At 68.7% G+C, this 21,236-nt stretch carries 27 protein-coding genes; 11 read left to right on the forward strand and 16 right to left on the reverse strand.

Translation table 11 applies throughout. From position 1 onward, the window contains the following. Positions 1 to 58 precede the first annotated feature (58 nt). Together ABD188_RS03575 and ABD188_RS03580 are read right to left on the reverse strand one after the other, a co-directional pair. Positions 59 to 1,204 carry a thiamine pyrophosphate-dependent dehydrogenase E1 component subunit alpha gene (locus ABD188_RS03575; protein ID WP_425561322.1) on the reverse strand — a complete coding sequence of 382 codons (1,146 nt, stop codon included), beginning with the start codon at positions 1,202 to 1,204 and terminating at the stop codon, positions 59 to 61. Positions 1,205 to 1,208: 4 nt separating this feature from the next. After that, complete coding sequence (locus tag ABD188_RS03580; RefSeq protein ID WP_344058590.1) at positions 1,209 to 2,321, reverse strand: histidinol-phosphate transaminase; 1,113 nt, start codon at positions 2,319 to 2,321, stop codon at positions 1,209 to 1,211. Positions 2,322 to 2,467: 146 nt separating this feature from the next. On the opposite strand from ABD188_RS03580, the gene ABD188_RS03585 reads away from it, so the two are divergent. Next, positions 2,468 to 2,863, forward strand: coding sequence for a phage holin family protein (locus tag ABD188_RS03585; protein ID WP_344058592.1), 396 nt, complete (start codon positions 2,468 to 2,470; stop codon positions 2,861 to 2,863). Between the two features lie 10 nt (positions 2,864 to 2,873). On the opposite strand, the gene ABD188_RS03590 is transcribed toward ABD188_RS03585, so the two are convergent. Continuing rightward, the gene (locus ABD188_RS03590) at positions 2,874 to 4,178 is read right to left on the reverse strand and encodes a hypothetical protein (RefSeq protein ID WP_344058594.1); all 1,305 of its coding nucleotides are present in this window, start codon (positions 4,176 to 4,178) and stop codon (positions 2,874 to 2,876) included. Beyond that, positions 4,175 to 4,471 (reverse strand): hypothetical protein, encoded by a 297-nt coding sequence (locus ABD188_RS03595; protein WP_344058596.1) that lies wholly within the window; start codon positions 4,469 to 4,471, stop codon positions 4,175 to 4,177. The genes ABD188_RS03590 and ABD188_RS03595 overlap by 4 nt, the downstream gene beginning before the upstream one ends. 147 nt (positions 4,472 to 4,618) lie before the next feature. Here ABD188_RS03595 and ABD188_RS03600 point away from each other — a divergent pair, with 147 nt between their 5' ends. Continuing rightward, a complete protein-coding gene (locus tag ABD188_RS03600; protein WP_344058598.1) occupies positions 4,619 to 5,134 on the forward strand; it encodes a low molecular weight protein-tyrosine-phosphatase in 516 nt (171 codons plus the stop codon). A gap of 48 nt (positions 5,135 to 5,182) precedes the next feature. Beyond that, positions 5,183 to 6,562, forward strand: coding sequence for an adenylosuccinate lyase (gene purB / locus ABD188_RS03605; RefSeq protein ID WP_344058599.1), 1,380 nt, complete (start codon positions 5,183 to 5,185; stop codon positions 6,560 to 6,562). Here the strand turns inward: purB and ABD188_RS03610 are convergent. From ABD188_RS03610 to ABD188_RS03630, 5 genes are all read right to left on the reverse strand, one after another. Further along, the gene (locus ABD188_RS03610; protein WP_344058600.1) at positions 6,557 to 6,892 is read right to left on the reverse strand and encodes an amino acid transporter; all 336 of its coding nucleotides are present in this window, start codon (positions 6,890 to 6,892) and stop codon (positions 6,557 to 6,559) included. The genes purB and ABD188_RS03610 overlap by 6 nt on opposite strands. Then, a complete protein-coding gene (locus ABD188_RS03615; protein WP_344058601.1) occupies positions 6,889 to 7,644 on the reverse strand; it encodes an acyl-CoA synthetase in 756 nt (251 codons plus the stop codon). The genes ABD188_RS03610 and ABD188_RS03615 overlap by 4 nt, the downstream gene beginning before the upstream one ends. A gap of 68 nt (positions 7,645 to 7,712) precedes the next feature. Then, a complete protein-coding gene (locus ABD188_RS03620; protein ID WP_344058603.1) occupies positions 7,713 to 8,678 on the reverse strand; it encodes a DUF2332 domain-containing protein in 966 nt (321 codons plus the stop codon). Positions 8,679 to 8,750: 72 nt separating this feature from the next. Further along, a complete protein-coding gene (locus ABD188_RS03625) occupies positions 8,751 to 9,131 on the reverse strand; it encodes a bleomycin resistance protein (RefSeq protein WP_344058604.1) in 381 nt (126 codons plus the stop codon). Between the two features lie 40 nt (positions 9,132 to 9,171). Beyond that, positions 9,172 to 10,080: a DMT family transporter gene (locus ABD188_RS03630; RefSeq protein ID WP_344058606.1), complete on the reverse strand. Its 909-nt coding sequence runs from the start codon at positions 10,078 to 10,080 to the stop codon at positions 9,172 to 9,174. A 70-nt stretch (positions 10,081 to 10,150) separates the two neighbouring features. Between ABD188_RS03630 and ABD188_RS03635 the strand changes: the two genes are divergently transcribed. After that, complete coding sequence (locus ABD188_RS03635; RefSeq protein WP_344058608.1) at positions 10,151 to 11,074, forward strand: LysR family transcriptional regulator; 924 nt, start codon at positions 10,151 to 10,153, stop codon at positions 11,072 to 11,074. A gap of 137 nt (positions 11,075 to 11,211) precedes the next feature. Here ABD188_RS03635 and ABD188_RS03640 read toward each other — a convergent pair whose 3' ends face one another. Continuing rightward, complete coding sequence (locus tag ABD188_RS03640; protein ID WP_344058610.1) at positions 11,212 to 12,246, reverse strand: zinc-dependent alcohol dehydrogenase family protein; 1,035 nt, start codon at positions 12,244 to 12,246, stop codon at positions 11,212 to 11,214. A gap of 435 nt (positions 12,247 to 12,681) precedes the next feature. Here ABD188_RS03640 and ABD188_RS03645 point away from each other — a divergent pair, with 435 nt between their 5' ends. The 3 genes from ABD188_RS03645 to ABD188_RS03655 all read left to right on the forward strand — a co-directional run bounded on the left by ABD188_RS03645 (position 12,682) and on the right by ABD188_RS03655 (position 14,623). Continuing rightward, positions 12,682 to 13,173, forward strand: coding sequence for a hypothetical protein (locus ABD188_RS03645; protein ID WP_344058612.1), 492 nt, complete (start codon positions 12,682 to 12,684; stop codon positions 13,171 to 13,173). Between the two features lie 10 nt (positions 13,174 to 13,183). Beyond that, positions 13,184 to 13,573: a hypothetical protein gene (locus ABD188_RS03650; protein ID WP_344058614.1), complete on the forward strand. Its 390-nt coding sequence runs from the start codon at positions 13,184 to 13,186 to the stop codon at positions 13,571 to 13,573. A gap of 114 nt (positions 13,574 to 13,687) precedes the next feature. Then, the gene (locus ABD188_RS03655; protein ID WP_344058616.1) at positions 13,688 to 14,623 is read left to right on the forward strand and encodes an aldo/keto reductase; all 936 of its coding nucleotides are present in this window, start codon (positions 13,688 to 13,690) and stop codon (positions 14,621 to 14,623) included. A 14-nt stretch (positions 14,624 to 14,637) separates the two neighbouring features. Here ABD188_RS03655 and ABD188_RS03660 read toward each other — a convergent pair whose 3' ends face one another. Both ABD188_RS03660 and ABD188_RS03665 read right to left on the reverse strand, forming a co-directional pair. Continuing rightward, complete coding sequence (locus ABD188_RS03660; RefSeq protein ID WP_344058618.1) at positions 14,638 to 15,876, reverse strand: RNA polymerase sigma factor; 1,239 nt, start codon at positions 15,874 to 15,876, stop codon at positions 14,638 to 14,640. Then, the gene (locus ABD188_RS03665) at positions 15,873 to 16,202 is read right to left on the reverse strand and encodes a YciI family protein (RefSeq protein WP_344066856.1); all 330 of its coding nucleotides are present in this window, start codon (positions 16,200 to 16,202) and stop codon (positions 15,873 to 15,875) included. The genes ABD188_RS03660 and ABD188_RS03665 overlap by 4 nt, the downstream gene beginning before the upstream one ends. A 155-nt stretch (positions 16,203 to 16,357) precedes the next feature. Here ABD188_RS03665 and ABD188_RS03670 point away from each other — a divergent pair, with 155 nt between their 5' ends. Beyond that, entirely contained in the window at positions 16,358 to 16,768 is a 411-nt protein-coding gene (locus ABD188_RS03670) for a nitroreductase/quinone reductase family protein (RefSeq protein WP_344058621.1), read from the forward strand. A gap of 32 nt (positions 16,769 to 16,800) precedes the next feature. Further along, positions 16,801 to 17,094, forward strand: a complete 294-nt coding sequence (locus ABD188_RS03675) for a DUF1330 domain-containing protein (protein WP_344058623.1) — start codon at positions 16,801 to 16,803, stop codon at positions 17,092 to 17,094. Here ABD188_RS03675 and ABD188_RS03680 read toward each other — a convergent pair. The 3 genes from ABD188_RS03680 to ABD188_RS03690 form a co-directional block, all read right to left on the reverse strand. Continuing rightward, positions 17,091 to 17,408: a hypothetical protein gene (locus tag ABD188_RS03680; protein WP_344058625.1), complete on the reverse strand. Its 318-nt coding sequence runs from the start codon at positions 17,406 to 17,408 to the stop codon at positions 17,091 to 17,093. The genes ABD188_RS03675 and ABD188_RS03680 overlap by 4 nt on opposite strands. 97 nt (positions 17,409 to 17,505) lie before the next feature. After that, complete coding sequence (locus tag ABD188_RS03685) at positions 17,506 to 18,216, reverse strand: NADPH-dependent F420 reductase (protein WP_344058627.1); 711 nt, start codon at positions 18,214 to 18,216, stop codon at positions 17,506 to 17,508. A 46-nt stretch (positions 18,217 to 18,262) separates the two neighbouring features. Continuing rightward, positions 18,263 to 18,772 carry a mycothiol transferase gene (locus tag ABD188_RS03690; protein WP_344058629.1) on the reverse strand — a complete coding sequence of 170 codons (510 nt, stop codon included), beginning with the start codon at positions 18,770 to 18,772 and terminating at the stop codon, positions 18,263 to 18,265. 113 nt (positions 18,773 to 18,885) lie between these two features. Between ABD188_RS03690 and ABD188_RS03695 the strand changes: the two genes are divergently transcribed. Together ABD188_RS03695 and ABD188_RS03700 are read left to right on the forward strand one after the other, a co-directional pair. Next, complete coding sequence (locus tag ABD188_RS03695) at positions 18,886 to 19,485, forward strand: dihydrofolate reductase family protein (RefSeq protein WP_344058631.1); 600 nt, start codon at positions 18,886 to 18,888, stop codon at positions 19,483 to 19,485. Positions 19,486 to 19,532: 47 nt separating this feature from the next. Beyond that, positions 19,533 to 19,928 carry a VOC family protein gene (locus ABD188_RS03700; RefSeq protein WP_344058633.1) on the forward strand — a complete coding sequence of 132 codons (396 nt, stop codon included), beginning with the start codon at positions 19,533 to 19,535 and terminating at the stop codon, positions 19,926 to 19,928. 151 nt (positions 19,929 to 20,079) lie between these two features. Here ABD188_RS03700 and ABD188_RS03705 read toward each other — a convergent pair whose 3' ends face one another. Continuing rightward, entirely contained in the window at positions 20,080 to 21,219 is a 1,140-nt protein-coding gene (locus ABD188_RS03705; protein ID WP_344058635.1) for a phospholipase D-like domain-containing protein, read from the reverse strand. Positions 21,220 to 21,236: the final 17 nt, after the last annotated feature.

The following is a 21,236-nucleotide window of genomic DNA, read 5'->3' on the forward strand; positions in this document are numbered from 1 at the left end:
CCTGTCGAAGCGGCCGCGCTCGCATCGGTCGCTGAGCCTGTCGAAGCGATCGTCTCGGTCATGACGCCTCCTGCTCGCCATCGAAGGACGCCTCGTACCCGGCGAACCACTGACGCTGCTCCTCGACGAGCGGATGCGGGTCGGAGTACACGTGGTCGAACATCGCATCCGTCTCGAGGCCGCCCAGCTCACCGGTGCGGATGCGGATGTCTTCTGCGACCGCGGCGGACTCGGCCTCCACGTCGGCGAAGAAGGCCTCGGACGCGCCGCGGCTCAGCAGATAGTTGCGCATGCGGTCGATCGGGTCGCGTGCCCGCCACGAGTCCTCCTCTTCGGAGGTGCGGTACTTGGTCGGGTCGTCGCTCGTGGTGTGGGCGCCCATCCGGTAGGTCAGCGCTTCGATGGCACGCGGACCCTCGCCCGCACGCGCCTCCTCGAGGGCGAGTCTGGTCACGGCCCAGCTCGCGAGGACATCGTTGCCGTCGACGGCGATGGACGGCATCCCGTATCCCTCGCCGCGCTTGTAGAGCGGCGCACGCGACTGCGTCGCAACCGGCACCGAGATCGCCCACTGGTTGTTCTGCAGGAAGAACACCTGGGGCGTGCGGTAGCTCGCGGCGAAGACCATGGCCTCGTGGATGTCGCCCTGGCTCGACGCGCCGTCGCCGTAATAGACGATCACAGCCTCATCGCGCTCGGGATCGCCGGTGCCGCTGCGCTCGTCGAACGCCAGTCCCATGGCCAAACCCGTCGCGTGGAGGGTCTGGGACCCGAGCACCAGCGTGTACACATGGACGTTGCCGTTCTTGGGGTCGAACGGATTCCAGCCGCCGTGGGTGAGGCCGCGCATCACCCGGATGATGTCGATCGGGTCGACGCCGCGGATGCGGGCCACGACGTGCTCTCGGTATGAGGGGAAGAAGTGGTCCTGCGGGCGCGCTGCTCGCGCCGAGCCCACCTGGGCGGCCTCCTGTCCGAAGCTCGGCGGCCACAGCGCCAGCTGTCCCTGCCGCTGCAGGTTCGTGGCCTGCACATCGAACGCGCGGATGACGGCCATGTCGCGATAGAAGCCCTCGAGTTCGGCGTCGCTGAGAGCGTCGATGAGCGCCAGGTAGGGTTCCGCAGCGGGTGTCGGTGCGAAGGAGCCGTCCGCTGTGAGAACGCGGACGGTGCCCGGGTCGGGAGAGCTCACAGGCAAGGTCACGGTTCTACGCTAACCCTCGTCCGGAATGGCCTTCCGGGAGGTCTTTCACAACGGATGCCGCGATCCGTAGGACCTTCTCGACAGACTCTTCCTCACCCACCGAGATGCGGATGCCGTCACCTGCGAACGGCCGAACGATCAGACCGGCACCTTCGAACGCCGCCGCGATCTCACGGCTCTCGTCGCCCGCCGGAAGCCAGACGAAGTTGCCCTGCGCGGCCGGGACGCGCCATCCGACCTCTCGCAGACCCTCGGCGAGGCAATCGCGCCGATCGGCGATCGTGCGCACGCGCTCGAGCAGTTCAGCCTCGGCCGCGAGGCTCGCGAGCGCCGCTTCTTCGGCCTGCGCGGTGACCGAGAGCGGGATGCTGGCGCTGCGCGCCGCGTCCAGGATCCGCGGATGCCCGACGGCGTAGCCGACCCGCAGGCCGGCGAGGCCGAACGCCTTCGAGAAGGTGCGCAGGACGACCACGTTGGGTCGCCCGGTACCTCCGGGCTCCCGCAGTCCGTCGACGGAGTCGGGATCGGTCACGAACTCGGCGTACGCCTCGTCGAGGATGACGAGCACGTCGGCCGGCACTGCGGCCACGAACTGGTCGAACTCGGCCTGGGTGACGACGGGCCCCGTCGGGTTGTTCGGGCTGCAGACGATGATCGCCCGCGTCCGGTCGGTGATGGCATCGGTCATCGCGGCGAAGTCGTGTCGCGCGTCGGCGGTCAGGGGCACCTGCACGGCGGTCGCGCCCGCGACCACCACGAGCCACGGGTACGCCTCGAACGAACGCCACGCGTAGATCACCTCGTCGCCGGGTCCGGATGTCGCCAGCACCAGCTGCGCCAGGATCGACACACTGCCCGCCCCGATGTGAATCGAGTCGATGTCCACGCCGAATCGCTCCGCGAGTCGCTCCCGAAGGCGGGCGGCCGAGGCGTCGGGATAGCGGTTGAGCGCCGTCGCCGCCTGCACGGCCTCGAGCACCCCGGGGAGCGGCTCGAAGGGATTCTCGTTGCTCGAGAGTTTGAAAGCGTCGTCGCCGGCCTGTCGGCCCTGCTTGTACGGCGGGAGCGCGGCGATCTCTGGGCGCACGCGAATAGGGATGTCGGAGGCCTCGGTCACCCTGCCGAGTCTATGGCGGCCTCGATGTCGCGGCAGACTGCGCGTGGTGGTCGGCAGGTCGGAGCCGGCCCGCCGAGGGCAGCCCTCCCGCGCCGGCGGCGCCCACCTCGCCCGCGCGGGTCGCGCATGCCAGACTTGTCGTCACTATGCGCTTCATCATCCGCGTCGTCGTCAACGCGTTCGCGATCTGGGTGGTCACCCTGATCCCTGCGCTGCAGGTCACCGTCATCGCGTTCCCCCCGGGAGACACGCTGCAGCTCGTACTCACGCTCCTCGCTGTGGCCGTGATCTTCGCCCTGGTCAATACGTTCATCGGCACCGTCATCAAAGTCCTCGCGTTCCCGATCTACATCTTGACTCTGGGACTGATCGGGCTGCTCATCAACGGCTTCCTGTTGTGGCTGACGGCCTGGATCACGAGCTTCTGGGATTGGGGCCTGCGCGTCGAGGACTTCTGGTGGGGCCTCCTCGCCGCGATCGTGATCTCGCTCATCAACTGGATCTTCGGAATCATCCTGCGGCCGCAGAAGAAGGACGACTGACCGGCCGCATTCAAGGACGTTCGGCACCGTACTCCGTCGCCTCGACGGATACCGCGTCGCCCAGGCCGTCGAAGAGGTCGCGCACGGCGCCCATGCGCGGGTCGGGGGTTGCGTCCAGCAGCCGAGCGGTCTCGGTGTACGCAGCGGCGTCGTGGGCCGGCAGGGCCACATCCTGCAGCCCGCTGGCAGGATCTGCGACACGGTGGGCGACGAAGCTGCCCGGAGCTCCGACCGGATGGTCATGCCCACCGCCGGTCATCATCGCAAGTGGATCGTCGGTGTGGCGGAGCGAGACGCTCAGGGTCTCTGGCCCGACGTCCGCCTCGATCGGCGAACCCAGCGAGATGAGCGTGCGCGTGTCGAAGTCACCCTCGAGCGCCAGGTGGCCGAGCACCATCGCTCCCTGCGAGTGTCCGAACGCATGCACCACATCGCCGGGCTCCGCGCCCGCCTCACGGAGCGCCTCGATCGTCGCCTCGTATGACGCCGACCGCCGACCTACCTCGAGCTCGCCCGCCGAAGCCGCGTCGAACGCTTCGGATCGCGAGGCCACGAGCTTCGTCCCGGCGACGTAGACGGCGAACTGCCGCGATCCATCGACCATGGTGTACTTCTCGACCCTGATGCGTGCGTCTCCCGCCGACACGGAGGGGATTCGGGCCGCCGCACCGGCGAGCGTCGCGGGTGCGCCGACGTCACGGGATGCAGAAATCTGCCGCACCCGGACGTCGACCGGGTCCCCGGTCAACCGCTCGCCGCGGTCGATCGTGCCACGCCCCAGCGCTTGCGCGCTGCGAGCGAATCCGTACGCCAGCGCTCCGCCGATGACGCCGGGCACCTCGCCCCACGGCTCACCGAGTTCAGTCGCCTGACGCACCAGCTCGGAGGGCCACATCAGGTTGTACTCGAACTGGGCGCCCCACGCGTCCCAGACCGCGGAGGGGAATGTCTCGCCGAGCTGAGCCCGACGCCGGTCGATGCGGGCCGCGGTGTCGAGGTCTCCCGCGAAGATCGCCGCCGCGTGCGCGGCATTGAGCTCGGCCATCTCGTACACCGCTGCCGCCTGTCGCAGCCGCCCCGCCACACTCTGCGCGAAGTCGTCGGACTCTGTGAGGCTGCGGTACAGCGCGAAGGCGCTGGTGCCGGCATCCCATGCCCGCCGCTCACTGAGAAGAGTGGACTGCACTGATGCCGCCAGCCCCGCGAGCTCGGCGAGCTCCGCACCCAGCGCGACGAACCCGGCTGCGGCGGAGCGGAGCGTCTCGGTGTCGACCGCGATCGCTCCGCCGCCGCGGATGTCGAGATCGTCGCTCATCGGCAGTCCCACGTGTCCTGGACGACGACCCGGGCCCGTGCGAGGGCGATCTCGACCCGCACGGCCTCGGCCAGCGGGGCGAGCGCCACGACCTCCTCGGCCAGATGCTCGGCCAGCGCGAAGAACGCCCGCGCCGCCGGCGTCTGCCAGTCGGTGGAGGCGGCGAGTCGTCGCACGGCGACCGCGACATCGGTCAGTCGGTCGGCGACACGTCGCAGCAGGAGGGATGCGTGGTCCATCGTCGCCAGGGCGGATGCGGAGGAAGGAGTGAGGCAGATGAGGTCGAGCGACATCCCCTCACTGTGCTCGTCGAAGATGCCGTGCGCGGCGCACGAGGAGGCCTCTGGGGATGGATTCGCTGCGCGATCTGCTGGGGAGGAGTCGTCGCGAGACTCAATACGGCTCACACCTACGGTGCGAGGAGAGAGAGAATGAACCCCATGACCGCGAGCGCCGGCGACCGACCAGCGCCATTCCGCGTCGTCTTCGTCTGCACGGGCAACATCTGCCGTTCGCCGATGGCGCAGGTGGTGTTCCGCGAGTTCGCGGAACAGGCGGGCCTCGGCGCCCGCGTGGTCTCGACGAGCTCGGGCACGGGCGACTGGCACGTCGGAGAGCCCGCCGACCAGCGCACGATCGACGCTCTGCATCGCCGCGGCTACGACGGCACCACGCATCGCGCCCGACAGTTCACGCACGACGATTTCGCCCACAGCGACCTCGTCGTGGCCCTCGATCGCAGCCACGAGCGCATCCTGCGGGGGTGGGCGCGCGGCGAGGCGGATGCCGGCAAGATCGCTCTGCTGCTCACTTTCGACCCGTCGGCCCAGAGCCTGGACGTGCCCGACCCGTACTATGCCGGCCCGGTAATGTTCGACGAAGTGCTCGGTATGATCGAGAGTGCGAGCCGGTCGCTCTTCCGGCAGCTCGAACCAGCGATCCGCCCGGCGATGTGACCGCGCCCGCACGTTCGGCCCCCTCCGAATGACTCCGACGGGAGCACCGTGTCTTCTCTCCCCCCGCAGCCGCTCAGCCCACTCGACGGCCGCTACCAGGCCGCCGTTGCGCCCCTCGCCGACTTCCTGTCCGAGGCGGGCCTCAACCGCGCGCGCGTCGAGGTCGAGGTCGAATGGCTGATCGCCCTGACGGACCGCTCGCTGTTCGCCACGAACCCGCTGGACGACGAAGACAAGGCCCGCCTGCGGGCGCTGTACCTCGAGTTCGGGCAGGCCGAGATCGACTGGCTCGCCGAGAAGGAGGCGGTCACGCGTCACGACGTCAAGGCCGTCGAGTACCTCGTTCGCGACCGGCTCTCGACGCTCGGCCTGGATGCGATCGCCGAGCTCACCCACTTCGCGTGCACGAGCGAAGACGTCAACTCCACCTCCTATGCGCTCATCGTGCAGCGCGCGGTCGAGCGGGTGTGGTTGCCGAAGCTGCGCGAGGTGATCCGCACCCTCCGTGAGCTCGCCATCGCTCACCGCGATGCTCCGATGCTGTCGCGCACCCACGGGCAGCCCGCGACGCCCTCGACGATGGGGAAAGAGCTGGCGGTGTTCGCGTGGCGCCTCGAGCGCGTCGCGGCGCAGATCGCGGGCGGCGAGTACCTCGCCAAGTTCTCGGGAGCGACGGGCACCTGGTCGGCCCACCTGTCAGCGGCTCCGGATGTCGACTGGCCCGGGCTGTCGCGCTCGTTCATCGAGGGTCTCGGACTCGGCTTCAACGTGCTGACGACCCAGATCGAGTCGCACGATTGGCAGGTCGAGCTGTACGACCGGGCACGGCATGCCGGCGGCATCCTGCACAATCTCGCGACCGACGTGTGGACATACATCTCGATCGGCTACTTCTCGCAGATCCCCGTCGCCGGCGCCACCGGGTCGTCGACCATGCCGCACAAGATCAACCCGATCCGGTTCGAGAACGCCGAGGCCAACCTCGAGATCTCGAGCGGGCTGTTCGCCACACTCTCGCAGACTCTGGTGACCTCACGGCTGCAGCGCGACCTGACCGACTCGACGACGCAGCGCAACATCGGCGTCGCCTTCGGACACTCCCTGCTCGCACTCGACAACCTGCAGCGCGGGCTCGGCGAGATCTCGCTCGCCGAGGATGTGCTGCGGGCCGACCTCGACGCGAACTGGGAGGTGCTGGCCGAGGCCATCCAGACGGTCGTCCGCGCCGAGATCGCGGCCGGCCGCTCGCGGATCACGGATCCCTACGCGCTGCTCAAAGACCTCACGCGCGGGCGTCGCGTCGGCGCGGCCGAGCTCGCAGACTTCGTGCGCGGGCTCGACATCGGGGATGCCGCGAAGAATCGCCTGCTCGCATTGACACCCGCCACCTACACCGGGATCGCATCGGAGCTCGTCGACGAGCTATGACGAGGGCTTCGGCCCGTCTCCGGATGCCGTGGCATCCGGATCGTCATCTTCATCGTCGACCAGCACGCCGCGATCCACGGTCTTCGTGATCTGGGCTGGGTCGACGGCGAGAAGCAGCAGCGCGACGATGACGAGCACCGCGATGAACGAGATGCCCGCGATGATCAGCGCGAGCACGACCGCCGCCTGGCGCTCCTCCGCTGTCTGGGTCTGGAAGAACCCCATCGACACCAGCGTCACGATGCCGGCGAAGAGGGCTGCGCCGAATGCCAGCCCTAGCAGCTGCACGGGCTTCATCAGGTCGCGGCGGGTGGGTCGGTCGTCGCTCACGCGGAGTCCTTCTGGTCGGCGGGGGCGGACGCGTCGACGGTCGGGGGCTCGCCCGTCGCCGACGCGGCCACCTCGTCTGTGTCGGCTGCCGGCTTGCGCGGCGAGAACCCCGCGATCGCGAGGTACACGGCGATGATCGCCGCGTAGCCGCCGAAGAGGCCGACGCCGATGGTGATGCCGGTCAGTGTGAACGTCTGGTGCGCCTCGTCCACCGTGTACTGCAGCGCGTACTGCGTCGGTACGAAGAGCAGCGCGCCACCGAGAATCAAGGTGATCACGCCGACCACGACTCCGTCGCGTGATTCGCCTCCAGGGCCGGGCTCGACGAAGGGCCTCGGATCCACGACCCCGGGAGCGATCTCGCGCCGCACGCGCGTTCGCCCTGCGTTGCGCAGGTCGCGCCATCCCGCGATCAGCTCGATCGCACCGCTGATCAGCGCCCAGGCGATGACAGTGGCGAAGAAGCCGGTGACGGTTCGCAGCGTGCCGATGCCGCCGGCCAGTCCCGCGATCAGAGCGACCGTGCCCAGCAGTGCGGCCGGCCAGCGTCGTCCCGAGGGGTAGACCAGCCACACGGCGCCGAAGAGCACGAAGGCTGTGGTGATCGCGAACCCGCTGAACACCGACATCCCGATCACAGCGGAGTGGTCGGGCGAGAACGTCACCATGATCGCGGCGAGCGCGGCGAGGGCTGCGCGGGCGATCTGCAGGTGACGCACTTCGAGAGTGCGGGCGGGCGGGGCTGACGTCACGACGGTTCCTGGTGGGACGGGAGGGATGCCTCCAGTCTAGGTCGTGCGGAAGTTCGGGCCTCCGCGGCTCAAAGTCCTTCGTAGGCCTCGCCGTGCTGGCCGGTGAGCGCTCGGGGGGTTCCGTCGACCGACAGGATGAAGCGCGATGCGACCATCGCGCGGGGAACGAGCTGCGCATCGACGGCCTGCAGGACACCGGGTGCCTCGTTGCCGACCCAGACGCAGTCGAGCGCGCGGACGGTTTCGACGAACCGCGCCTTCGCCTCGTCGTCCAGGTAGAGCAGCACCGCGGAGTGGAAGACGACGAGCGTGGCATCCGTCGGCGCCTGCGATGCAAGCCGCTCGAGTTCGTCGTTGATGTCGCCGGTCACGATGTGCGTGGGCTCGGATGCCGCGACCGCCGCGGCGGCGCGGAGGCGGCGACGCCGCTCGTCGTGCTCGGGCCAGATGAGGGTCTCGAGCCAGTCACGATCGGCGGGGTTCGACACTTCGAGCGGATTCCGATCGATGCCCGCGCGCCATACGACCTCGGGAACCGTGGCCGGAAGCGTCGCGTTGCGCAGTTCGCAGCGGAGGCGGACCGCGCTCGGCCCGGTGGGCGGGTCGAGCGCGACCACCCCTCCGTCGGTGACGTAGTCGTAGCTGTAGCGATCGGGGTGGAGGCACAGGCCCGCCGACGTCCCGACCTCGAGCAGCGCGATGGGACCCTCGATGAGCCCGAACGCGGGCAGGAGCGTCGCGCAGCGCCCCGCCTCATTCGTCTGCGTCTCATGGGTCAGCGCGATCTCGCGGATCGCGTCCCAGTGCGCCCGCATCCACTCGCGCATGACCGCCCAGTCCTCGAGCGGCGCTCCCGCCGCACGCGCGGAGGCGAACACCAGGGTCGCGATGCGCTTCGACCGCGGAAGCTCATCGATCCTGGAGAGGATGTCGGCATCCGACGCGACGCCGCGTGCCCACGCCTCGTATATGGGCGAGCTGCCGTGCGCGCCGAATTCGGCGAAGACGAGGTAGTGCTCGGCGGTGGTGGCCACCCGCCGATCCTCCCACCGCAGGCGGTAGGCGTGCGCCCGCACCCGTCGTGCCGTGCCCGCGCGGGCGACCGTTCAGCGAGCACTGCCCCCGGGACGGTCTTCGATGAGGTGCAGCTGCGTGCCGTCCAGGTCGATGAGGAAGGCAGCGCGCTGTCCCCAGGACTGCATCGCGATCGCCGTGATCCGAGGGATGCCCCTCGATGACTCGGGGACTCCCGCGGCGACGACCGCCGAGCGCAGGCCCTCGAGATCGTCCACCCGGATGCTGCACATGAACGAACTCGTCGCCGGGTCGAGGTCGGGCATCGGAAAGAACTCGAGCTGCAGCGTGCCGCGCGCAACGATCAGCCAGCCGTCGTCATGGAACGACTCGGCGAAGCCGAACGCACCGTAGAACTCCGCCGTCGCTGCGAAGTCGCGTGACGGCAGGTTGGGGACCGCACGATCGACCATGGCGAGAGGGTACCCCGAGTGCCGGCTTGAGCGCGCTGAATCATCGGCGAGCGGGTCCCGGCGCCGGCATCCTGCGACGGATCCGCCGCAGGATGCGGCTGCCCTGCGAGATGACCACGACGCCCGCGATCACCACGAGCCCGCCGATGAGTTCCGCGGGGAGAGGGATCTCGCCGAGCCACACCCAGGAGATGAATACGGCGATCGGGGGGACGAGGTACAGCAGCGATGTCGACACGGCCACCGGAAGCCGGGCGACGGCATACGCCCACAGCACGAACCCGAGTGCCGAGGGCAGCAGACCGAGATAGATCGCCGCCACCCAGCCACCCGAGCCCGCCGACGAGAGCTGGTCCCATCCGAACGGGACGAATGGGATCGTCATGATGGTGCCGGCGACCATCGCGTATGTCGCGACCTCGAGGCCGGTGTAGGTGCGCAGCAGCGGGCGCTGCAGCGGATGGTAAATCCCCTGCACGATCATCGCCGCCAGGACGATCCCTACCGAGGCCGAAAGCGAGACGCCCGCCCGCGCGAGACAGACGATCGCGACACCGGTGAGTGCCACCGCACTGCCGACGAGCGTGCTGCGGCTGATGGGCTCGCGGAAGAGTACCCACGCGACGGCGACCGACACGAGCGGAGCCGCCGCCACGACGATGCTCGCCGTGCCGGCCGGCACCCGCAGCTCGCTGGCGTTGAGCAGCAGCTGGTACGCCGTCATGCCGAAGAACCCCGCGCCGGCGATCCATCCCAGATCCCGCGCCTTCGGAATGCGCGCTCCTCGCAGCACCGCGACGATGAGCAGAGCCGCCATGGCGACGACGAGACGGATGAACGACAGCCCGATCACGCCGAGCTCGGGCACCGCAACCTGGATGGCCGGAAACGCGCTCGCCCAGAGGGCGACCACGCCGCACCCGGCGATGACCGCGCGCTTCACCTTCATGTCTCGAGCCTGACGCGCGCATCACCGAAGCACTACTGAGTTCTACTGACTCATTTAGTAAGCTGCGCTTATGATCGATGTCCGTAAACTCCGGATGCTGGCTGCTCTGGACCGGCTGGGAACGCTCGCGGCCGTGGCGGAGGAACTGCGACTGACGGCCCCCGGCATCTCGATGCAGCTGAGCGCCCTCGAGCGCGAGCTCGGAGTCGCACTGACCGAGCGACAGGGCCGACGGCTCGTGCTCACCCCTGCGGGAAAGCTCCTCGCCGCGCACGGACGCGTTCTGGTCGACCGTCTCTCGCTGGCCGAGCTCGAGGTCACAGCGCTACGACTCGGCGAAGTCGGAAGTTACCGAGTGGCGGCCTTCCCATCGGCAGCCCGGACGTTCGTCGCCGACGCCTGGCGTCGCCTGCTCGCCGAGGGCGCGGGCGTCTCGCTGACCTTGACGACACCTGAGCCGGAGGATGCGCTCGCGGCTCTCACGACCGGTGAGACCGATCTCGCCGTCGTGCATTCCTACTCGAATGTGCCGCGGGACATCCCCGACGGCGTTGCACTCCACGCCATCGTGACGGAGCCGGTGTGGCTCGCGATGCGTGCGGACGACCCGCTCGGTGCGCCCGCAGTCGACCTCGCCGAGCTCGCGAACCGCCCCTGGATCACCCCCACGCCCGACCTCACCTGCTTCGAGATGACCGAGCGCGCTTGCGGACTGGCGGGCTTCCGCCCCCGCATCGTTGCGCAGTCGATGGATTTCCAGGTGCAGCTCGAGCTGGTCGCAGCCGGCGTCGGCGTCGCCCTCGTGCCCGACCTCACGGTCGCCGCCCTTCCTCGCGAGGTCGTCCTCGTTCGTCCTGCGCAGGCGCTGAGCCGCCGCATCCATGCCGCGCAGCGTTCGTCGACGCACGGTGACCCCGGGGTGGCGCGCCTGGTCGAGGCGTTCCGAGTCGCCGCAACCGGGCGAGTCCGGCAAGACACGTCCTTGCCCGACTAGCGCCGACCGCCGGGGCGCTCTTCGCTGCTCCTCCGCGCGGTCGAAATCAGTATCCGCTGCCCCTGCGAACCGGCGCGTACGGCGGTTTGGTCAGCGCGAGCGACACAGCGGGATGTCGCGCCACGCCGCACCGGTCCTCAGTCCCAGACGGCGACCGTCATGCCCGCCGACGGAGCGGGGCCCGACATCCCCGCCAGCGCCCCGCCGAGTTCGTCGAAGCCGATCCTCCGACCGAGGGTGAGGGCGGGTGAGAGCCGCCCCTCGGCTATCTGAGCGAGCATGGCCGGATACTCGTGTGCCGCCATGCCGTGGCTGCCGAGGATGTCGAGCTCGTTCGCGACCACGTCGCCCATCGGGAGCGGCGGCATCGCCTCGTCGCCGAGCAGCAGCCCCACCTGCACGTGGCGCCCGCGCGGGCGCAGACTCGCGATCGACGCGCGGCACGTGGCAGCGCTCCCGAACGCGTCGAGCGACACGTGCGCCCCACCGCCGGTGATCGAGCGGATCTCGTCGACCGCCGTCGGGCCGGCCCGCAGTATGACTGCGCCGAGCCGCTCCGCCGCGGCGAGCGCACCGGGAGCGACATCCACCGCCACGACCTGAGCCCCCGCCGCCCGGGCCACGACGATCGCCGAAAGCCCGATGCCGCCGCAGCCATGAACCGCGACCGACTCGCCGGGCCGGACGGCCGCCCGAGTGACGACGGCCCGGTAGGCCGTGGCGAATCGACAGCCGAGGGCGGCTGCCTCGGCGTACCCGAGCGCATCGGGCAGCGCGACGAGGTTGAGGTCTGCCTCGAGCACCACGACGAGGTCGGCGAACGATCCCCACAGAGTGAACCCGGGCTGCTCCTGCCTGGTGCACACCTGGTTGTCGCCCGCACGGCACTGCGCGCAACGGCCGCAGGCGTACACGAACGGCGCTGTCACCCGATCACCGACCCGAGAGCGGGTGACCTCTGCGCCGAGCTGCTCGACGACGCCGGCGAACTCGTGACCGGGCACATGCGGCGTCCGGACGCTCGAATCGTGGCCTGTCCAGGCGTGCCAGTCGCTGCGGCACACGCCGGTCGCCTTCACACGGACGACCGCACCGGTCGGCGGACACTCCGGAGCCGGCACATCCGCGATGCGCGGCATGATTCCGAACTCCTCGATCAGCACAGCCCGCATGGGCGCCCTCCCCCTTGTCCTGCGGTTCGACGCTAGTGTCATCGGTTCACGAATCGCTGCGGCGACAGCCCAAGAGGCCGGCGCTCACTCGTCGGGCATCCGGACGAGATGATGGCCGCCGACATTGATGCCCCGCAGCAGTGCAACAGCGGATGTCGCCGACATGCGGCCATTGTCATCGCAAGCGAAGCCGGGCTCAACCCGTCGCCCTCACCGGGACGACCCCGTCACTGAGGCAGAACTCGTCGATGGCGGATCATCCGGTCCCCGCGCGAGGTTGACATCGAGGTGCGGGCGGTGCGGCCGATCTTCGGTCCGTGGTGTGATGGGGACCCCGCTGGGCGGGTGAGGTCCTCGACCCGTGGGACGGGGGTTGTATCTTTCCGCGCCGTCGATCCTCCTCACTTGCAACCATCCAGACCAAGGGAGACTCGGGTGAGCAATCCAGCACCTACCCCTAACGCCGGAGCGCCTCGCTTCGACGTGCACAGCCAATCGGCGGGCGCCATCAACAACGTCGGCCGCGACCAGTACACGTCGTACGTCGCGCACATCCAGTCGCAACGGGAGTCCTTCCTCCGCGACGTGGCGGCGACGCGCTCCAAGGCGCGCTGGCTCGTGTGGCTCGGCCTGCTCGGCATCCTCGCCGGCACAAGCATCTTCCTCTGGATCTTCGCCGGCTACTTCGACGCCTTCGCCGACGCCTTCCGCAACATGGGCGACCCCACTGCCTTCGAGTACGTGTTCGAGGCCGGGTTCGGCCAGGAGATCGCAGGCGTCAACGCCCTCATCGTGGGGTTGGGCGCGGCCATGATCGGACAGGTGATGGTGATCGTCGGCATCATCCTGCACATCGTCGCCACCGCTCGGCGCAGGCGAGTCGATCGCGAACTGACCGTGCCCGCACCATGGAACTTCGCCGGATAGGAATGGCGCCATGACCTTCCACATCGGACAGCAGAACGCCGGGGTGATCAACAACACCGAGGGTGACCAGATCATCCACGGCGGGCAGCGCGGCACATTCGTGTCGGCGGATCCTTCGCAGGCCCTTGCGGCCCTGCGCGCCGCTCTCGGCGAAGTGGCCCTTCCCTCCGGCACGGCCGAAGCCGTGAGTAGCGACCTCGACCAGGCGGCGGCCGCCATCCAACAGGCCGAGCCCGATAAGGAGCGCGCCGCCGGTCCGCTCGAGAGGGTGACCCAGACGCTGAAGTCGACTGGCGCGCTGGCGGCCGCGGGTGCCGCGCTCATCGCACCGCTGCAGGTGCTCGGGCAGTGGCTCGGCCCCCTCGGCGCGGGATTGCTGAAGCTGCTGCCCTTCATCTGAGTCGGGGAGGGACCCCGTTGGACATCCGCGGCGGCGCTCCCTAGCGTTGAGGCGGATGGGCGGCAGAGCACCGCCCACGGCCGTTCCGGCATCCGCCATCGCAAGGGAGTACCCGTGAAGTCGATCAATCTGTCCGCCGCAGGCATCGTCGCCCCGAACGTCGTGCTCGGCGTGATGAGGATCGCCGAGATGTCGGACGAGGCGGTCCGCGATCTGGTGCGGTCCGCTCGGGATGCCGGCATCGACTTCTTCGACCACGCAGACGTCTACGGGGGAGTGCTGCACGGCTGCGAGCGTCGCTTCGCCGAGGCGCTGCAGCTGTCCGCGTCGGAGCGCGCCGAGATCACGATTCAGACGAAGGCTGGAATCGTTCCTGACGGACCGTACTTCGACTTCTCGGCCGAGCACATCATCGAGTCGGTGAACGGCTCGCTGGAGGCTCTTCAGACCGACTACATCGACATCCTGCTGCTGCACCGCCCGGACGCGCTCGTGGAGCCGGAGGAGGTCGCCCGTGCCTTCGACGAACTCGAAGCAGCCGGCAAAGTGCGCGCGTTCGGAGTTTCGAACCACACGCCCCGGCAGATCGACCTGCTCACGAAGTACGTGCGTCAGCCGATCGTCGCGAACCAGCTGCAGCTGTCGATCACCCATTCGCCGATCATCGCCCAGGGCGTCTCGGCCAACATGTCCGCCGAGACGCAGTCGATCACGCTCGACGGCGGCGGAATCGTGGACTACTGCCGCCTGAACGACATCACCGTCCAGGCGTGGTCGCCCTTCCAGGGCGGGTTCTTCACGGGCGCGTTCCTGGACTCGCCCGACTATGCCGAGCTCAACGCCGTCATCGGCAAGCTTGCGGCGGCATACGACGTGCCGGCGATCGCCATCGCGACGGCGTGGATCACCCGGCATCCGGCGAACATGCAGGTCGTGCTCGGAACCACGAACTCCGAACGGGTCAGGGGTGCGGCGCTCGGCTCCGACATCCCCCTCAGTCGCGCAGAGTGGTACGAGCTGTTCCGCGCCGCCGGTCACATCGTGCCCTGACGGCCGCGACTCGCTCACCCGAGCGGCAGCTCGTCGCGGCGACGGGTCAGGTGGGCGATCTCAGCGCTGTTGCCGGTCAGCCCGATGGCCCTGTCGTAGGCGGACCGCGACTCCTCGGTGCGGCCGAGGCGGCGCAGGAAGTCGGCCCGCGTCGCGTGGTAGGCGTGGTAACCGGACAGATGATCGTCGAGACCACCGATCGCCGCCAACCCGACCTCCGGGCCGTCCAGCTCCGCGACCGCGACCGCGCGATTCAGGGCGACGATGGGGGACGGGTCGAGGCTTATGAGCTGGTCGTAGAGGGCGACGACCTGCGACCAATCCGTGTCGCGCGCGTCGGGGGCCGATGTGTGCACGGCACTGATCGCGGCGAGGATCTGATACCGGCCCGGCGCCACACCGGTCGCCAGGCGCTCGCGCACCAGGGCATGACCCTCGGCGATCAGCTCGGCATCCCAGGACCGGCGGTCCTGGTCGTACAGCGGAATGAGTGCCCCGGCCTTCGATACGCGCGCCTGGCGGCGAGCCTCGGCGAGGAGCATCAGCGCGAGCAGGCCGGTCACCTCGCCGTCGCCCGGAATCAGCAGCCGGATGAGGCGGGTGAGGCGAATGGCCTCGGCAGTCAGATCGGACCGGACCGGGTCGGTGTCGGAGCTCGTGGTGAGATACCCCTCGTTGAACACGAGGTAGATCACGGCGAGGACGCCCGAGACGCGCGCGGGCAGGTCGGCGGCGGACGGAACCCGGTAGGGCACGCGCGCCGCCTTGATCTTGCCCTTCGCGCGGGTGATGCGCTGCCCCATCGCACTCTCCTGCACCAGGAACGCCCGCGCGATCTCCGGCACCGTCAGCCCGGCGACCATCCGAAGGGTCAGCGCCACCCGGGCCTCCATCGCGAGCGCCGGGTGGCAGCAGGTGAAGATGAGTCTCAGCCGGTCGTCGTCGATCACGCCGAGGGGCTCGGGTGGGCCATCGTCGTACAGCATCTGAGCCTCCTGGTGTTTGGCGTCGCGCCGAGCCTCGCGCCGGATCCGGTCGATGGCCTTGCGGTTCGCCGTGGTGGTGAGCCACGCACCGGGGTTCGGCGGGACACCGTCCGTCGGCCACCGCTCGAGGGCGATGGCAAACGCCTCCGCTGCGGATTCCTCCGCGATGTCGAGGTCGCCGAACCGCCGGGTCAGACTCGCGACGATCCGGGCCCACTCCTCGCGGTGGGCCCTGATGACCGCCTCGCCGGCGTCGATGCGGCTCACACGACCAGAAACGGCCGCAGCTCGACCCTGCGATTGCAGTGCTTCGATCCCTCGGCGGCGAGTTGGAGAGCGACGTCGAGGTCGGGCGCGTCGAAGACCCAGAAGCCGGCCACCCACTCCTTCGACTCGAGAAACGGGCCGTCCGTGAAGAGGGCCTGGTCGCCGCGGTTGTCGACGACGGTGGACGTGGTGGGATCGGCGAGGCCACCCGCGAACACCCAGTGACCGTCCGCCTGCACACGATCGTTGAACGCGTCGATCGCTGCCATCTCGTCCTCGGTGGCGGAGCCGGTCCGATCGTCGATCACGGATATCAGGTACTGCATCTGAATCATCCCCCTCTGCTCTCAGGCGCCCCTCGCGGGCATCCCGTCATCCGCTCAACGAACAGTCGTGCTCCAATCCGACACCATTCCGCATGATTTCGGCAGGGATTGTGAAACGGGCAGTCGTTCGACGTCCTCGCCTAGACTGGCCCACGATGGATGCCTCGATCGCGAAAGCCCTGTCGCTGGGACCCGAGTCGACGATCGCCGACCACACCGTGGACATCACCACCACCGGTGCGCGGTCGAATGAGCCGCGTCGCATCGAGATCTGGTTCCACAACATCGACGGCAGCGTGTACCTCACCGGCCTGCCCGGTCCCCGCGCTTGGTACGCGAACCTGCTGTCGCACCCGCGCTTCACCTTCCACGTCAAGCACGCCGTTCGCGCAGATCTTCCTGCCACCGCGGCGCCGGTCACGGATCCACGCGAGCGGGCCGCGCTGTTCGACGCGATCATCACCGGCATCGACGCCCTCTACGCCCGGCGCGGATCGCACCAGCGAGTGGCCCACCCCGAGCGCTGGGTCACCGACAGCCCTCTGGTCCGCGTCTCGTTCGACTGATCGACACCCGCCGGCCGCGGAAAGGAGACTCGGTGGTACTCCGCATGTGCGTGCTGCTGTGGGCGCGGGAAGGCCGCGAGGAGGACCTTCGCCGCTACGAAGACACGGTCCTCGCGTTGCTCGACGACCATGAGGGCACCCTGATCCAGCGCAGCCGTGTGCTGCGGCAGAGCCCGACCGACCCGACAGAGATTCAGGTCATCGAGTTCGCCCATGTCGCGGCGATGGATGCGTACATGGATGATCCGCGCCGAACAGCACTCCACGACGAGCGGGATGCCGCTATCGCCGACACGCGGATCCTGCGCCTCGATTCGACCGACTAGCTCCGCTGCTCGTAGTGCCGAACGTGGAGGTCGCGTTCCAGCAGGAACCGGTCATCCTCGGGGTAGAACACCGCCCGCTCGATGTCGGTGCCGGCGAAGCCCACGATGGCATCGCGCGACTCCCATCGCGACACCGTCGTGATCTCCGTCCTGCCGTCACCGAGATCGCGGGTGAGCAGCCACGCGTCGAGGTTCCCCGCTGTCGTGCGGTACTCGTCCATCCCGGTGCGTTCGACGTACTCCACATAGCTGTCCCGGTCCTCCGTGCGGACCACACCGGTCCACATGCGCACCACCGCTCGCTGCTCGGTCATGAGATCCAGGATGCTCCGCCGTGCCCGCGGCGTCACTCGGGCATCAGGGAATGGCGGTGGAGGCACGGACTCTGGCAGATCGCCGTCGATCGCCATGCTAATGATCGGATCCCGATGCGGCGCGAGAGGCGAGGGCGGCCGCCAGGCGACGGCCACGCTGCGAGTCGGGGAAGCGATCGATCATCTGCCTGAGCTCGCGGGCATCGACATCCGCCCCGAAGGGCTCGGTGCCCGGCTCGAGCCGGATTCCGTCGGCGAGCGCTCCCACGATGACCGGGTCGAAGCCCAGGTCATCCACGATGCCCGACACGACCTCGAGGTCGTCTGCGCGGTCCCCGGCGACGCCTATGGCCTTGCGTCCCGCCTGGCCGGGTGGTCGCGCTTCGTCTTCGAGGTCCCGGTATCCCATGTGATTGAACGCCTTCACGACCCGCGATGCGGGCAGGTGATCGCGCACGAGCGCGCTGCTCGAGGTCAGCGGATCGGTGAACTCGTCCGGAAACCCGTCGACTTCCCACCAATAGTTCGTGGCATCGATGACAAGCCGGCCGGCGAGCTGGTCCGCCGGGATCGTGCGGTACCTGCCGAGCGGAAGCGCCAGGATGACGACGCCCGCGCGCTCCGCCGCATCTGGTCCGGAGGTCGCCGCCGCACCCATCGCGAGCATGTCGGGCGTGAGCGCGACCCGCTTCGGGTCACCGGACCCGGCGATCAGCACCGGGTACCCTGCGCCGGTCGCGAGACGCGCGAGGACCATCCCGAGCCTGCCCGCACCGAGGATCCCGATCACGGGCTTGCCTGCGGTCATGGATGCACAGCCCCTTCGCTCCGTGCGGCGCGCGGCATCCGCCGCCTCAGCGCCGCAGCTCACCCAGCGCGGCGAAGCGGAGCATGTGCGCCTGGCCGCTGTGCAGTGTGTACTCATGCACGATCTTGATCAGCGTGTAACCCAGGGGCTGCCCATGGCCGAGGCCAGGTGAGTCGTAGGTGGCCAGCGCTGCGATGGCGGCATCCGATCGCGAGACCTCGGCCAGGTAGCCGCGGATGTCGTCCTCGATCGTCTCGGGCCTTCCCCCCGCGTAATCGTCCTCGCCGTAGTACTCGGTGCGCTTGCCACCGCCGAGACCCCACGCCAGGTACACATGCTCCATCTGGCGCATATGCCTCACGAGGCCGAGCACCGACAGCTGGACAGGCGGCACCGACCACGCCGCCAGCTGGTCGGCGTCGAGATCTCGAAGCTTGCGCAGGAACTCGTGACGCTGATATCCCAGCCACGCGACCAGATCGCCCCTAGGGTCGCCGGTGGGCTTCGGCTGTTCGGCGGGACCGAAATCCAAGGAGTCGAGCGAATGCAGGATCACAACGACAGTCTCGCGCACTTGTGCATTTCTCCGCGTGGTGTCGGAAGGCCGGTGTGCCGTTCGTAGCAGAGGTGAGCCAGCCCGCGCAGGGCGCCACAGAAGGGACCACGAGCATGAAGCTGATCACCCACACCCAGATCACCGTCGACGGCGTGATGCAGGCGAACGGTGGCAACAACCCGGTACTCGATCCCGGGTTCGACCGCGGCGGATGGGCGATGCCGTTGGGCGACGATGAGTCGGTCGCCTACATCGGCGAGTGCTACCAGCGAGCCGACGCGTTCCTGTTCGGCCGGCGGACGTATGAGCTCTTCGCCGGGTACTGGGGAGTCAGGGACGACGTCGACAATCCCTTCGTCGGCTCCTTGAACTCGCGCCCGAAGTACGTCGCGTCGAACACCATCACCGACCCGGAGTGGACGGACACGACCGTGCTCTCGGGCGATCTCGAGGCGCCGATCCGAGAGCTCAAGGCGAAGCCGGGCGGCGAGCTGCAGGTTCACGGCAGCGGTCAGCTCATCCGCTGGCTGCTCGAGCGCGAGCTCGTCGATGAGATGACCCTGATCGTGTGCCCCGTCATCGTCGGCGCGGGCACCCGGCTGTTCCCCGAAACGGGCCGAGACTTCGCACTCCACCTGGTGGAATCGCGCAGATTCGCGACGGGAATCCTGGCCCAGACCTACCGGCCCGCCGGACGGCCGCAGTACGCATAGCGGAGCGCTCGAACGGTGGTGTCGGGACGGGGCCATAAGGTCGGGGGATGGCCGGTCTCGTTCCCTATCTCCACTTCGCGGGCAGTGCGCGCGAAGCCCTCACCTTCTACCGCGACATCTTCGAGGGCGATCTGACTCTTCACACGTTCGCCGACCTGGGTCGCACGGATGGTCCGCCCGACGCGATCGGTCACGGCATCCTGCAGGGTCGCGTCGAGCTCTTCGGTGCGGATGCCGCCGACGGCGACGTTCCGCTGGCTGTGGAGGGCATGATGTTCTCCCTGCTCGGAACAGCCGATCCGGCGACACTCGAGGACTGGTTCGCCTCGCTGTCCGCGGGTGGCACCGTGAACGATCCCCTTCAGGTCAGACCGTGGGGGGCCCACGACGGTCAGGTGACCGATCGATACGGGCTGAGATGGCTCATCGGCTACGAGGTCTGACGCCTGAAACCCCACCTGGGGCCTAGGGCATCGCAGTCGGCGTCGGACGGATGACGTCCCGCTGCGGTCCATAGTGCGGCTGTGTCGGATGCCGCGAGCGCCGGCATCCTCTCGGTGAGGTCGTGCCCCTGCCGCCGCGGATCTGCCGGGCTCAGGCAGGTTCGCCGAGTTGACCGATCATGCGCTCGATCTCTGCAACGGCGTAGGCCGCGATCGCGCGCTGGCCTACGTCGGCGGCACTGCCGGGCTGTTCGTCGAGGTCGCCGATCACGATGATGTTCTCGTCGTTCAGCGTGTTCGCGGGCGCGGTGTAGTTGAAGCTGCCGACGATCGTGATGCACTCGTCGATGACCATCAGCTTGTGGTGGACCTTCCTGACTCCGACGCCCTTCTTGTTCATGTGCAGGTCGATGCCGGCCGCTTTGAGGGCTGCCGCCGGAGTCCAGGTCTGCCTCCCCTGCGTCCTGTCGATGATTCCCCGGATGCGCGCGAGTCCGGGACGCAGGCGGAACATGGCATCGTCGATGCCGGATGACGCGGCGAACGTGTACATCGCGAAGTCGATGCTGACCTTCGCCTTCAGCATCTGCTTGATGATCTCCATCTCGGGACCGTGCCGAGGCGCGAACAGCGGCTTCACGCGCACATCGCCGATGCGGAACTCTTTGGGGCGCGCCTCGACTCGTTCGTGCAGCGCGCCGAACGTCCCACTGTCACGCATCCGCTCGAACTCGTTCTGGTATTGGGATGCCGCGGTCCTACCGCGCAGGATGACGATGTGGTTCAGGTTGTTGCCCGAGGCGTCTCCGCCGTTCGCCGGGGTGTTCAGACCCGTATCGGTCAGAGTGAAATTGGTGGATCCGGTGAGCACGGCCGCGTTGTCTGTGTCGACGTCTCGAACGATGAACTTCTGGTGGAAGATGTTCGGATTGAGGTCGGTGACGACATCCACCCCCGCGCGAAGCATCGCCGCGTGGATCTCGCGGTTCCGCTCGTTGGCGCCGCTGGGCAGCCAAGGATCCGTGAGCGGCGACTCCTCCGTCAGGTAGTCGCCCTCCAGAATCAGCTGCACCCCGAGTCGATCCTCACCGGGCTTGCGGGCGGCTTCGTGCGCAGCCTTCGCAGTGAGGATGGCGGAAGCGACCGACTTGGAGTCGAGCTCTTGCACGGCGATGGCGAGGCTGTGCTTGGTCGCGCCGATGAACGCTCGGATGGCCGCGTCAAGATCGTCCGGCCCGCCGACGCTGCTCGGGCCGGTGTGCAACTCGAGATTGCCGACGGAAACGGACATGTGGGCCTCCAGGAACC

Source organism: Microbacterium pumilum (assembly GCF_039530225.1).
In the GTDB taxonomy this organism is placed as follows: domain Bacteria; phylum Actinomycetota; class Actinomycetes; order Actinomycetales; family Microbacteriaceae; genus Microbacterium; species Microbacterium pumilum.